This window comes from Paenibacillus sp. FSL H7-0716, assembly GCF_038002705.1.
Taxonomy (GTDB): domain Bacteria; phylum Bacillota; class Bacilli; order Paenibacillales; family Paenibacillaceae; genus Paenibacillus_AQ; species Paenibacillus_AQ odorifer.
The window spans coordinates 19,008-32,850 of record NZ_JBBODA010000049.1 but is presented as its reverse complement, the minus strand read 5'-3'; the positions used below and the strand labels follow the sequence as shown (position 1 = coordinate 32,850).

Sequence of the window (13,843 nt, the reverse complement as noted above, 5' to 3'; positions counted from 1 at the left end):
GCGAAGCCTTCGCAGCTGCCTTCTCTGCAGCGACGGCGGCGTCCGCCTCCGCTGCTTGCAGAGAAAGCGCGACACGCAGCGCTTTCTCGCGGTAGGCCGTCACGAGCTTGACGCGCGTGCTGCCGCCGGTGTTATAGTCTCCGCTGCGCTCGCGGAACTCATAGAGCAGGCGCTCGCGCCGCCGCTTATTGCTGCGCTGCGCAGGCGGCTTCTCGTCTGGCTCTACGAGCACCTCGACCAGCGGTGCTTTGGTCTTATAAAAGATAACAGTGATCAGCCCAAGACCGAGCCGGCGGCATAATCCGCTAAGCTCGCCCCAGCGCTGGTTCACCGCTCCTTTTTTATCACGGACACGTTCCACTGCGAGATAGACGGTGGGACTGAGCTTCAACCGTTCTACCCCTTGCAGCAGCAAGGCGAGATTGAATGATTTTTTCATCTCCACGATCAGAGGATGCTCAACGTCCTCCCGAATCCCCACCAAATCGCAGGTCCGAACCTCACCTTTGATGCTGTAACCCTGCTTTTCAAAAAAAATCTTCAAAGGAGCATATAGCTCCGTTTCATGTCGTACCGCCATCTTGTCACTCCCGTAGGCCTTTATTTTCGGGTTTCCTAATAAGGTTTTACAGCCATTTTCTGATTCTCTATTATAGCACAGTAAAAAAGAGGTCAACTATTCCGCGCTTGCCGCATAGGTATGTAATACACTTTTTAACGCTATAGGAGAGCAAGTAGAAGAGCAAGTAGGAGCGCAAGAGGAGGCAGCGAGCAATGGACATTTTTGAGCGTATAGCTTCGTATCGGGCTGAGAACGACCGGTTGGCGTGGAGCGGCACCTTCAAGCAGTATATAGAACTGTTGAGAAAAGACCCCTCTCCCGCAAAAACCGCTCACTCCCGCGTTTATGACATGATTAAGTCGCACGGCGTAGAGGACATAAACGGACGCAAACGGTATAAGTTTTTTGAACAGGAGATTTTTGGACTTGATCGTGCAGTCGAAAAGTTGGTCGAGGAATATTTTCACTCTGCAGCACGTCGGCTTGATGTACGCAAACGGATTTTGTTATTGATGGGACCTGTCAGTGGGGGGAAATCGACCCTGGTCACGCTGCTTAAACGTGGTTTGGAACAGTACTCGCGGACAGATGCGGGTGCGGTATACGCAATAGAAGGCTGCCCAATGCATGAGGACCCGCTGCATTTGATCCCGTTGGAGCTCCGTCCGGAGATTGAGAAGGAACTTGGTGTACGTATTGAGGGCAACTTGTGCCCATCCTGCCAGATGCGTCTAAGAAATGATTATGCTGGCGACATTGAGCAGGTTAAGGTGACGCGTGTTATTCTGTCAGAAGAAGAGAGGGTAGGGATTGGTACCTTTAGTCCCTCTGATCCGAAGTCTCAGGATATCGCTGATTTGACAGGAAGTATTGATTTTTCGACCATTACTGAATTTGGTTCGGAATCTGATCCGCGTGCCTACCGTTTTGATGGTGAGTTGAACAAGGCTAACCGTGGGCTGATGGAATTTCAGGAAATGCTCAAATGCGACGAAAAGTTTTTATGGAACCTGCTGTCACTGACGCAAGAAGGCAATTTCAAGGCTGGCCGCTTCGCGTTGATAAGTGCGGACGAAATGATAATTGCTCATACAAATGAAACCGAGTATAAGTCGTTTATTTCTAATAAAAAGAATGAAGCGCTCCAATCCCGTATGATTGTTATGCCTGTTCCGTATAACCTCAGAGTTTCGGAAGAGGAAAAAATCTACGCGAAGCTGATCGCCCAGAGTGATATGAGTCATGTGCATATTGCACCACATGCGCTGCGTGCCGCCGCTATTTTTTCCATCCTAACCCGTCTTAAAGAAAGCAAAAAACAAGGTATGGATCTGATTAAAAAGCTGCGGATGTACGATGGAGAAGAGGTCGAAGGCTATAAAGAGGCTGATCTTAAGGAGATGCAAACGGAGTATTTAGATGAGGGCATGTCCGGGATTGATCCACGTTATGTTATCAACCGCATTTCCAGCGCTCTGATCAAAGGAGATCTGCAGTGCATGAACGCACTGGATGTCCTGCGGGCGATAAAGGATGGCCTGGATCAGCATCCATCAATTACAAAAGAGGAGCGGGAGCGTTATTTGAACTTCATCTCCATTGCCCGCAAGGAATATGATATTTTAGCGAAAAGCGAAGTACAAAAGGCATTTGTCTACTCCTTTGAGGAATCTGCGAAGACACTTTTTGAGAATTATCTAGATAATATCGAAGCCTTCTGCAATTGGTCGAAAATTCGTGATCCGCTGACGGATGAGGAAATGGAGCCGGATGAGCGATTAATGCGTTCGATTGAAGAGCAAATTGGAATCTCTGAGAATGCAAAAAAAGCGTTCCGTGAAGAGATCCTGATCCGGATTTCCGCGTATTCACGCAAAGGGAAGAAATTCGAGTACAACAACCACGACCGCCTGAGGGAAGCGATTGAGAAAAAGCTGTTCACAGACCTCAAAGATATTGTCAAAATCACCACCTCGTCCAAAACACCTGATGAAAGTCAGCTCAAACGAATCAATGAGGTATGCGCCAGACTTATTGATGGGCATCACTACTGCCCAATCTGCGCCAACGAGCTGCTGAAATACGTGGGAAGTCTGCTTAACCGTTAAAAAAGAATTCATTTATGCGGGGTGTTCCAAAAGCCATGAAAATGGCTATGGAGCACTCTTTTTTGCCCTTCCATGTTGTATCTTCCTCCTTTTCCCCTCCTAATGTTGATCTAAACGCCGCCACCCATCTGACTAATTTGGCTGTTGTGCGTAGGAAGTCGCTAAAGGACACAGGTGACCCTAAACGTAGATTTTGAGCATATTTCGCAGGCTATCGGACCCCATGGTCGCTATTAGCAGGAAAAACCCTAAATATGAGCCGTTTTTTGAGTAATAGCTGCATTGGAGTCCGAAACTCCGCTCAAAAGGCGATATTTTTGCAAATAACGTCATCTGGGCCTTTAGTCAGTCGTAGGGAGCAACTGAACGGAAGTATAAGTAGGTTACGTGAATCCAGCGTTGTCTACTTCGAGGCTTAACCAAAATGATGGTGACTAAGAATACGCAGAGTTGTGATCCTTTTTGTAAATGGAGGATCAATGGCTCTGTTTTTTTATACAGGCAATAATGCAGCTCAGCAAAACAGGAACAGTCCATCTCATGCGCAGTTGATATAATGAAATCACCGTACGGGGAAAGGCTGGTGCTGCACTTGAATTACAGTAAAGATATAGAAAAATGTGTTGAATATATAGAAGCTCATATCAAAGAAAATATAACGGTGGAAGAAATAGCGACGGAGGTCGGATATTCGGTGTATCATTTTTGCCGAGTGTTCAGCTTGTGCAAGGAAATGTCTGTGATGGAATATGTGCGGAGCCGAAAATTATCCTTAGCCTCAATTGAATTATTTGCTGGAAAAAAGATCATTGATATTGCGCTGGACTATGGTTTTGAAACACAAAGTGGCTTTACTAAAGCTTTTCGCAAAACCTTTGGTTATAGTCCGACACAATATGCAGCGCGGATGGATGGGTTTAGTAAAGGAAATTCAATATTTGATATCGGAGGTTATATTATGAATCCTGTTTTTGTTCGTAAGCCAGCTTTTAGGGTGGCTGGTTATGGTATCCAAACTAATGTTGCGGGTAGTATGTACACTAAGGATATTGCTTCTTTTTGGAGCCATTATGAGGGTGAAAACCTGGAGTCCAAAATGTATAAAATACTAAACCCGCCTAAACACGGAGAAGTTGGTTTATGTATTCCGTCTTCAGATAACGGCAATGCCACCTATCTTCTGGGTGTTATTGTTGAGGACTACTCCAAGGTAGAAGCTGATATGTTGACGATGGATGTGCCAGAAGCCGAATATGCGGTGTTTACAACACCTCCAGTGGATACTTCCACGGATACAGAACAAATAGAGTTTGCCCAAGTCATAAAAAGCAGCTGGAAGTACATCTTCGAAGAGTGGTTTAAGGACAGTGGTTACGTTTATGACGAGACTAAGCTGGATTTTGAGTTTTACGATGAACGCTGCCATTCGCGGCCAGATACAGTGATGGAGATTTACGTTCCTGTGAAAAAGTTGACTGAATAGTCGATAAGGGCAAAGACCGCGCGGTGATAATCGTAATTTCAGAATGTTTGGATTTTAGGTCGCTGACAAGGGCGGCGAAAGCTACGCGCCTACATTTTCAAACTTCCTTACGTTACGTTCACCTAGGCATTTGCCATGTGCAGTTATTAAGTCGATATGAGGGTGTTGATGAAGGTCCGCAACTGTTAAGTTGCGGGCTTTTTTTTAATGCTTAAAAGGACTATCCCTAGGTGGATTTTTTAGACATGAAATCTGCTTACTCTCGACAAAAAGAGACACCCATGTAAAAAACAATATGATATGATCTCTATGAATTATCTAGCACTATTGTACTAGAAGTTAAGGGATTAGAAGTGGTTCGTAGTTCATTTCGTAGATAAGTAGGAGGAGAAACGTGGTTATTAAAAAGATTTTATCTAAAAAGGCTATTGTATTCATGCTTATTGTTTGTTTAACATCATTACCTTTAGGTACTGTTTTCGCAAGTAAGGTTTCAGATATTCAAGGGAGTTGGGCGGAAGCGCAAATTTCTAAATGGATGGAGAAGGGGCTAATATCAGGTTATCCAGACGGGGGCTTTAAACCTGACCATTCGATTACTAGGGCTGAATTGGTTGCATTAATCAATAAGTCATTTGGATTTGTTGAGTTGGAGGAGCGTTCTTTTAAAGATGTAAAAGCTTCAGACTGGTATTATTCTAGTCTTTTAGCGGCAAATGCTGCTGGTTACATACAAGGTTATTCAGATGGGTCCTTTGGACCTAATAAAAAGGTAACACGTCAAGAGTTTGCAGTGATTGTCAGTAAATTACTTGCACTGCCTTCTTCCGATTCTGCTAATAAATTTAGCGATACATCAACAAGCCCTTTATGGAGTAAAGTAGCAATCGGCTCTGTATACGATAAGGGTATTATGTCGGGTTATTCGGATAACTCCTTTCATCCAGAATCGTTTACTACTCGTGCTGAGGCTGTTGTAATTTTGGACAGATCGTTAACTATAAAGAGTGAATCCTCATTTGGAACCCTCTCTTACAATGTAGCGGGTACTTATGGTCCAGCTACAGGGGAAGAGAAGGTTAGCCAAAACGTAATCATTAATTCTCCTAATGTAACTTTACAGAACATGACGATCTTAGGGGACTTATTACTAGCAGAAGGAATCGCCGAGGGAGAAGTATTTTTAAAAAATGTTACTGTTAACGGTGTTACTACGGTTAGCGGTGGGGGAGCGCATAGTGTTCATTTTGAGAATGCTAGACTAACCTCGGTGATCATTGATAAGAAGACAGGGATTATTAGAATTGTTGTTGAAGGCTCTACAGTTATTAGTGATATTCAAGTTCAATCCCCTGCAACAATCCAATCTTCTAGTGGGGCTACTATTCATACAGTTACTCTATCCAAAGCGCTTCCTAAAGACTCGCAGATGAGTTTGCTTGGAAGCTTTAAGAATGTAATTGTTTTGGCGCAAAATATCAATATTGGATTGCCACAAGGCAGCGTTCAAAATTTTAGTTTTAATAAAGATGCAAGTGGAAATAAGCTAAACAATGGGGCTAGTATCCTTTCTTTGATTATGAACGCTAGCACGAATGTTGTAGGGAATGGGACTATTGATCAAGCGGTTATAAATGCATCTGGAATTACTATCGAGCATGCTCCACGCAATTTAGAAGCTGGAAAAGATGTCCCATCAAATGTGAATGTGAATATTGGTGGTGTAAATAGACCGGCAGCAACACCTATACAGGCACCAGCAGTAACAACACCTATTTCACCGGTGTCCCCGGGGACACCAACTGGAACAGCAACGCCAATAGCGACACCAGCGGCAACACCAGCAGCAACGCCAACAGCAACACCAGCAGCAACGCCAACAGCAACACCAGCAGCAACGCCAACAGTAACACCAGCGGCAACGCCAACAGCAACGCCAACAGCAACACCAGCGGCGACGCCAGCGGCAACGCCAACAGCAACGCCAACAACGACACCAGCAGCAACAGCGACACCAACGGCAACGCCTACAGCGACAGCGACACCAACAGAAACACCGACAGTCACGCCATCAGCAACGCCAGACGTGACTCCACTGCCAACGTTGTCTCCAATTCCGACAATGGTGCCGACTTTTACTCCGGAACCGACACCGCCAGGGCCAACACCGCAACCAGAACAGTATAATGTAAATGGAACTATTTTACGTGCAGATGGGAAGGAAATATTTAAAGAGGGTATTCTTTATATAAGTAAAGTTCAAGATAATATGACTATTGGTTATGAGACTAAATTGGTTGACGGGAAATTCAGTATTAATTTGTACGATGGGGATTACCAGATCACAAAAGTATCTGATTTGAATTCTTCAGATTTTATTTCGCTTTTCTATACCTTTAAGGTATCTAATGAGAAACCTATTCCTAGCTCGCTTGATATTGTAATTCCAGAGGGGCATGAAGGAACTATAAAATATCAAGATGGTACCTCAATAAGTAATGGTTCGTTATCAATTTTAAGAATAGAACCTAATTTATCTGTCGGGTTCAGTGCGCCGATCAAAGATGGTAAATTCACTTTGTATTTACCTGATGGAGACTATCTAATAAAAAACCAGAATAATTATGCTACTGAAGAGCAAATTTCACTATATTACACATTCAAAATTGTTAATGGGCTGACTGAGCCAAGTCAAATTGATATAGTCATTCCTTCAAAAATCAAGGGGACTATAGTTAATGCGGAAGGGGTAGCAGTTCCTTCTGGAACACTTATGGTGCATAGAACAGATACTCCAGAATTAAATATTTATTATGCTCAAATTTACGGGGGGAATTATAGCTTATTTTTACCTGACGGTTCTTATCAAGCCGATGGTTTCTACCCTGTTACTATGTCAAGTCGGGTTTCAATTGACTATAGATTTACAGTGAATAATGGAAAGACAACACCAAGTCCATTAGCCATTACAATACCGAAAGGATACAACGGAACGATAAAAAATGCAGATGGAAGAATCTTTAGATATGGATCGATAACTGTTTATAAAAATAATGAAGATGGTTCTCAGTCTTTTTACACAGCCCCTATATTCTCAGGGGAGTTTAAGTTGTTTTTGCCAGAGGGTACTTATCAAGTGAATAGTTTATTTAACGGTGAAGATCAAATCCCATTTAACTATACCTTCACCATTGCTGAGGGTCAGTCTGACCCGAATCTATTAAATATTCTATTGCCATAATGAACTTCGGCTTTATTTACCGGAAGACTCATAACAAAATATATCAATTGTTCAAACAATGCTCAGTCCTATCATCTTAATCTTATCGGGTATATGATTGAATTTGCATCCCAAAATATCGGAACTTCCATATGGAAGCCAATGATACTTTTGGGGTGTTTTTTTATCTAATTATGTTTATGTTTGATGTGTATGATCTTCCGTAGTGTAATAGAGTCAATAAGTAAGGTAATTCGAAAATAACAGGGAGTGAAGCAGATGATTAGAGAAGCGAGAGCTGATGACTGGAAAGATATAGCGGAATTATTAGAACAGTTGGGATATCCGAATCCAGAAATGTTCATGCAAGAAAAAATAGAAAAGCTAATCCTACATCCCCTCATTTTAGCCAAAGCAAAAAGCGGCAGACCAGGGTGTTAATACCCGTTTAGGTCTGCCGCTTTTTTTAGTTTAAATAAACTTCCGCTGCACCTTTTTGCCATCGTATGAAAACCGCGCCTTTTTGTCTTCCACAACCGTCTGTAGATGAACCGTCCGCCCCCATAAAGAGTAGATGTGAGGGAGCGTGCGCTCCAGGTACTTCAGATCCAGCTCGATGCTTTCATAGCGATGAGTTATAAATAATTCACCATTCTTCTCGAAGTCTGCGTCCTCAATGACCAAGTAAGGAGACCCGCCATTGACCCGGGCGAGCACCAGTTGATCGCGTACATTTTCCCATGCTTTATCGGTGATTTTCCATTCGGGACCTTTTTTCTCAAAAACATAAAGATCGAGGTCGTTCACCAATTCCTTCGACAGATAGCTGCGGATAAAGGAGGTATCGGATTCCAGTTCACGTACTTCAAATATTTTCTCGCGGTCCCAGCGGCGTTCGATGTCCTCAAAGATTTTCAGCCCCAGATAGTAAGGATTCAGGCTTTGCCGTGAGGGCTGTACGACGGATGAATTCAATTTTGCGTATTCCACAGTTTCCTCTTCGGTCAGATCTAGTTCGCGAACGATACGCTGATGCCAGTAGGAAGCCCAGCCTTCGTTCATGATCTTCGTCTCCATCTGTGGCCAGAAGTAGAGCATTTCGTCATGGAGCATCGTCATAATGTCTCGCTGCCAATCCTCCAAAACAGTGGAATATTGCTGGATAAACCAGACTATATCTTTTTCTGGCTCTGGGGGAAAAGCACGGTTTCCAGAGAGGGCTTCTTGTGGTCCGGTAGTGCTTTTATCTAGATTCCATAATTCGTCATAAGGATTGGATGATTTCGAGCCGCCTGGAGTGGCATCTTTGAGCTCCTTCATCTTAGCTTCCAGTAGGTGAGTTTTGCCCAGCTTGCGTGGCTGGATCAGACTGGGGTCTATATGCTCTTGGATAGCCAGCACTGAATCGATGAAGCTCTCCACAGCATCAGTACCGTAGGTTACAGAATAACCGGCAATCCGATCTGCTGTAGCTGACATACTCTCGACCATATCTCGGTTGGACATGGAGAAACGCATATTATTTTTGAAAAAATCACAGTGCGCTAGCACATGGGCAACGATCAGCTTATTCTGAATCAGTGAATTTCCATCCAGCAGGAAGGCATAACAAGGGTTGGAGTTAATAACGAGCTCGTATATTTTGCTCAGTCCGAAATCGTATTGGGATTTCATTTTATGAAAGGTTTTTCCAAAACTCCAGTGTCCAAATCGTGTAGGCATTCCATAAGCGCCGAATGTATAAATAATATCTGCGGGGCAAATTTCATAACGCATGGGATAAAAATCTAAACCGAAGCCAGTGGCTATTTCCGTAATCTCGGCAATGGCCCGCTCTAGCGCATTAATTTCTTCGCTTGGCATGAATCTTTCTCTCCCTCCAGCTTGGGCTTATGCTGCAACCTATTCTGACAAGGCTGCAAAGGTCCCGCGACAACGTCCGGGACTGTTCCATTTAAGTATATGGGAGAGAAGATGAGTGTATGACGTTCTGAATTTTTGAGCAAAGATAATGTGATTTTGTATACATTATTGGAAGGAATCACTAGCTTTTTTGTATGCGAATTCTATCAACGGTATCCTTCTCGGTGAATTCGGACTCAGCTGACGTTATTTGCAAATTTCCAGCCTTTTGAACAGGGTTTCGGACCCCACAGACGCTATCCCACAGAAAGAGGCTCATATGTGGTGTCTTTCTTACCAATAGCGGCAATGGGGTCCGTTAGCATACCAAAAGTGGAATAATACGGCGATTAGTGTCATCTGTGTCCGATAGGTGCTCGATAGAAGCTCCATATGAGTTCGAGGAGCAGTTCCATAGATGCCCGATAGAAGCTCCATATGAGTTCGAGGAGCAGTTCCATAGGTGCCCAATAGATGCTCCATATGAGTTCGAGGAGCAGTTCCATAGGTGCCCGATAGAAGCTCCATATGAGTTCGAGAAGCAGTTGCATAGATGCCCGATAGAAGCTCCATATGTGTTCGAAAAGTATTCCATAAGTACCCATAGTACTCCACAAGTGTCCAATTAGTGCTTCACAAATTCCCGATAGCTTACCAAACAAGCATAGGCAGTCGAGAGAACGTAACCTTCCCCAGAGTTCCGAAACCCTCAATACACAAACCCTCAATATACAAACCTCCGTTGCGCCCAATAGCTGAAAAGGAAGATTGAAGCCTCGGTCAGTAGCTTGGCAGCGACAAGCGGTATAATCAGCTTTTCATTATAGAAATAGAGTAGTCCATAGTTGAATAGCAGCACGAGGATCACCAGCGCAAAATATTTGGGAAGCGACTTCTGAATCTTGGAGCGTTTGCCGCCCGTGAAGACATATTTTCGGTTCATAGAATAGTTGAAGACAGAGCTGCACAATCTCGCGGCCGCGACGGACAGAAATAGGTTATGGCTGAGACTTTGGAACAGGAATAGGAGTGTGAAGTCAAGCAGAGCTGACAGTAGCGAAGATGTGCTGAACATCAGTATCGGCAGGTATATCCGGAAGGAGTCCATCAGAGGCCGGAAATGGGATGATTTATTATCGTCCAGATAGACAGTATCGATGTACTCTTCCGTAATGGTGTACCCCTCTTTATAGGCGGTCAGCAGCATGTTCATTTCATATTCAAACCGTTCGCCGGAAATCTGGCATAGCCAATCAAGCATTGGTAGAGGGTAGCCGCGCAGGCCAGTCTGTGTATCATAAATCTTAGTGCCTGTAGTTAAGGAAAAGACCGTCCGGGTTACCGAGTTGCCGAAGCGGCTGCGCAGAGGAATCGTTCCGGTGAACCGGCGGCTGCCGAGTACGATTCCCGGGGTAGTCTGGTTCCGCAGAGATTCAACGATCCGGTTAATATCATAAGGCAGATGTTGGCCGTCGCTATCCGCGCAGACTACATAATCCGGCAGACCAGCCTCCTGAATATACTGGAACCCTGTCTTCAGAGCGCGTCCTTTTCCGAGGTTGACTTCATGGGTTAGGACAGTGCAGCCGAATGCTTCGGCCATATCGAAGATTCCACGGTAGTGCGGGCCGCTGCCGTCATCCACAAGAACAATAGGTTCAAGCTGGAAATTATGCAGCTGTAAAATCAAATCGAGCAGTCGTTCATCTGGCTCATAGGCTGGGATCAGTATAGTCATGATGTGATGTTGCACCCTCCTTGATATAAAGAATGTCGCTGACGCCCCGTTCCTTGTTTTTGCCCTGTGGATTATTTACGACCCGTCCCATGAAGTACATAGTGGATGAACCACCGCCGTCCAGATTGTAGGCTTCTGTGGCGCCAAGGTCGGACATTACATCGGCTAGCTCAGTAAGGGTCATCCCACGGCTGTACCCTTCATTGCGCCCGTCAACTACGACAAACACATAATGGTTTGGTGCGATCATACCCACTGCGGTGCGGGGATTCGCATTCTGGATGGAATGGTTGCCGAAGTTGGTATCGATTTTGACATTGCTGAAATCACTGGCAATCTCCCCGTCCTGAATCAGAATCGGACCAAAGGAAAGGGTATCGGTGGCCCCTCGCGCCAGCAGTTCAGAGGAAGAAATCTCTTCCTCGTTATAGGTTTGCATTGTCCCATCATCGAACAGCGCCATTGCATCCCGCACAGGATCATCACGATACACCGTGCCGTTACGGATAATCACTCCGTCATTGCGGAAGCCATAGTAATCACCGTTGATGGCAAAAATCGCATTGTTCGCGGAAGCAATGTCCGAGGTATCCTCAGTGATGTTTGTTCCAAAGCTGTTGTCGGCAAAGGCAGTGCGCAGGCTGCTCGCTTCCTTGAAGACGACATCAGCGACAAAATAAGTGATTTGGTCTGATCCGGAACCGGTCTGCACTTGGTCGATCTGGATCTGAATATCATCGCTGGAGTAATTCCAGTCGTCAGAGGTTGCGTTAACTTCGGCAGCCGTAACGGTTGTAGCTCCTGAGCTGCTAGTTGTAGCTGCATCTTCCGCAACCACGACTTCGACATGTTCGATTAAGTAACGATCTGCCAGACTATATATCACTGTGCCGAGAAGCAGGAGGACAATGATCATGACGATCAGCAGTTTTCGTTTGAAGCTCCAGGCTTGTTTACTTCTCTTGTTCAACATTGAAGCATCACCTCATTTTGTAAGTTGTTAAGGCCATAATACCTGGGCTACCTTTAATGAAACTGAAATAAAAACTGAAATAGTAAGCGCTCCGGGAAATTGGTATAATTTAACGAAGAGGTTTTCGACTACGGGGAGGTTTGGAAATGCCACAGCGTGTGCTGCTGATTGAGGACGACGAAGCAATCAGTGAAATGGTCAGGTCTTATTTGGTAAAAGAAGGTTATGAGATTGAAGCTGTATTTGACGGTGAAGTAGCGGAGAGAACATTTCGGACCGGTGGTCCATTTGATCTTGTACTGTTAGACCTTATGCTGCCGAAGCGTAGCGGGACTGACATTCTTCAGACTATCCGTGCGGGGAGTCTGGTTCCAGTGTTGATCATGTCTGCCAAAGACAGTGATGTAGATAAAGCGCTTGGATTAGGCTTTGGGGCAGATGATTATATTACGAAGCCCTTTTCTATGATTGAGTTAGCGGCTAGGGTGAAGGCAGCGATCCGTCGTGCAGGTTATGCATCTCCCAGTATCCAAGTGGAAGATCAAGCTCCGGTGAAGCAAATGATCTCCATTGGCCGATTGACTGTAGATTTAGACAACTTCTCTGCGTTGAAGAATGGGGAAGAAGTAAAGCTAACGTCGAAGGAATTTCATATTCTTAAGCTGTTTGTGACGCATCCGGGCCGAGTATTTACCAAAGCTCAGATTTATGCGAGCGTATGGGAGGATGATTATTTCGGGGATGAGAATGTCATTAATGTACATATGAGAAGATTGCGTGAAAAAATAGAAGACGATCCCTCCCATCCCGAATACATTAAGACGTTATGGGGCATCGGGTATAAGCTGGGAGAACAGCTATAATGATTGCGGTGCTAGGTGTTGTCATTGTGCTCTTACTCGCCGTTATTGTGTGGCAATATCAGAATTCGCGTAAAGCTTCTAATGATTTGCGATATATGCATGACAAGTTAAGCAGCATTATGGAGGAAGGCTCACATGAAAGATTGCTGCTGTTCAGCGGTAACTTGGAGCTGCAGAGCGTACTGATTGACCTGAACCGGCTGCTGGATATCAATCATAAAGGAAGCATTGAGCGCGTAAGGCTGGAGAAATCCATGCGTAATATGCTGTCTAATATTTCTCATGATCTTAAGACTCCGCTAACGGTTGTGCTTGGTTATATTGAGACCATTCAGCAGGATGAGCATTTGCCGGCCGGGGAACGGGAACGGATGATGAAGATGATTCATCAAAAAGCCAATGAAGTGATCCAGCTGATGAACAAGTTTTTTGATTTGTCCAAGCTGGAATCTGGAGATCGGGAAATTGCGCTTTCACGAGTTGAGGCAGGTGAAGTATGCAGACGCAACATCCTTTCTTTCTATGATATCCTCAGCGCTAAGGGCAGTGAGGTGGAGATTGAGATTCCGGATGAGGCTGTTTACTTCATGGGAAATGAAGAGGCTCTTGACCGAATATTGTCCAATCTGTTATCAAACTCAATTTCTTATGGCGACGCTGGGGGCGTATTAGGATTAAAGCTCTATAGTGATGAGAACAAAGTATACATAGAGGTGTGGGACCGGGGAAAAGGCATCAGTGAAGTACACCAAGATAAAGTATTTGAGCGTCTGTATACGCTGGAAGACTCAAGAAACCGGGCTTATCAAGGTAGCGGTCTAGGTCTGACGATCACCAAAAGATTAACGGAGCAAATGAATGGAACGATTACACTGGTTAGCCAGCCGTATGTGAGAACGGTGTTTACCCTTACTTTTCGCAGATTACGCTTCTAAGGAATAGAATTGTGCGCAGCTTAAGATTTTCGTAAGAAATGAGTAATAAAAAAGAAAAT

Annotated in this window: 11 protein-coding genes; 6 read left to right on the top strand and 5 right to left on the bottom strand. The window is 44.6% G+C overall.

All coding sequences use genetic code 11. The features are described from left to right. Nucleotides 1-580 (bottom strand): DUF2161 family putative PD-(D/E)XK-type phosphodiesterase (locus tag MHH60_RS30910; RefSeq protein WP_341161200.1); only part of this gene is annotated, 580 nt, incomplete at its 3' end. Nucleotides 581-774: 194 nt separating this feature from the next. On the opposite strand from MHH60_RS30910, the gene MHH60_RS30905 reads away from it, so the two are divergent. The 4 genes from MHH60_RS30905 (at nucleotide 775) to MHH60_RS30890 (ending at nucleotide 7,814) form a co-directional block, all read left to right on the top strand. Continuing rightward, nucleotides 775-2,670 (top strand): PrkA family serine protein kinase, encoded by a 1,896-nt coding sequence (locus MHH60_RS30905; RefSeq protein ID WP_036684429.1) that lies wholly within the window; start codon nucleotides 775-777, stop codon nucleotides 2,668-2,670. Nucleotides 2,671-3,226: 556 nt separating this feature from the next. Beyond that, nucleotides 3,227-4,153 (top strand): AraC family transcriptional regulator, encoded by a 927-nt coding sequence (locus tag MHH60_RS30900; protein ID WP_232061219.1) that lies wholly within the window; start codon nucleotides 3,227-3,229, stop codon nucleotides 4,151-4,153. Between the two features lie 394 nt (nucleotides 4,154-4,547). Beyond that, complete coding sequence (locus MHH60_RS30895) at nucleotides 4,548-7,394, top strand: S-layer homology domain-containing protein (RefSeq protein ID WP_081389022.1); 2,847 nt, start codon at nucleotides 4,548-4,550, stop codon at nucleotides 7,392-7,394. A gap of 258 nt (nucleotides 7,395-7,652) precedes the next feature. Beyond that, the gene (locus MHH60_RS30890; RefSeq protein WP_162636703.1) at nucleotides 7,653-7,814 is read left to right on the top strand and encodes a hypothetical protein; all 162 of its coding nucleotides are present in this window, start codon (nucleotides 7,653-7,655) and stop codon (nucleotides 7,812-7,814) included. Between the two features lie 30 nt (nucleotides 7,815-7,844). Here the strand turns inward: MHH60_RS30890 and MHH60_RS30885 are convergent, their stop codons facing one another. The 4 genes from MHH60_RS30885 to MHH60_RS30870 form a co-directional block, all read right to left on the bottom strand. After that, on the bottom strand, nucleotides 7,845-9,236 hold the full coding sequence (locus tag MHH60_RS30885; protein ID WP_076135878.1) for a SpoVR family protein: 1,392 nt from the start codon (nucleotides 9,234-9,236) through the stop codon (nucleotides 7,845-7,847). Nucleotides 9,237-9,569: 333 nt separating this feature from the next. After that, complete coding sequence (locus MHH60_RS30880; protein ID WP_179088910.1) at nucleotides 9,570-9,848, bottom strand: hypothetical protein; 279 nt, start codon at nucleotides 9,846-9,848, stop codon at nucleotides 9,570-9,572. A gap of 151 nt (nucleotides 9,849-9,999) precedes the next feature. Beyond that, nucleotides 10,000-11,013: a bifunctional glycosyltransferase family 2/GtrA family protein gene (locus MHH60_RS30875; RefSeq protein ID WP_076135875.1), complete on the bottom strand. Its 1,014-nt coding sequence runs from the start codon at nucleotides 11,011-11,013 to the stop codon at nucleotides 10,000-10,002. Then, nucleotides 10,988-11,986: a phosphodiester glycosidase family protein gene (locus MHH60_RS30870; protein ID WP_076135873.1), complete on the bottom strand. Its 999-nt coding sequence runs from the start codon at nucleotides 11,984-11,986 to the stop codon at nucleotides 10,988-10,990. Before MHH60_RS30870 ends, MHH60_RS30875 begins: the two co-directional genes overlap by 26 nt. 146 nt (nucleotides 11,987-12,132) lie before the next feature. Between MHH60_RS30870 and MHH60_RS30865 the strand changes: the two genes are divergently transcribed. Beyond that, a complete protein-coding gene (locus MHH60_RS30865) occupies nucleotides 12,133-12,849 on the top strand; it encodes a response regulator transcription factor (protein ID WP_036684414.1) in 717 nt (238 codons plus the stop codon). Beyond that, on the top strand, nucleotides 12,849-13,784 hold the full coding sequence (locus tag MHH60_RS30860; protein WP_076135871.1) for a sensor histidine kinase: 936 nt from the start codon (nucleotides 12,849-12,851) through the stop codon (nucleotides 13,782-13,784). The genes MHH60_RS30865 and MHH60_RS30860 overlap by 1 nt, the downstream gene beginning before the upstream one ends. The last annotated feature ends 59 nt before the right edge of the window (nucleotides 13,785-13,843 follow it).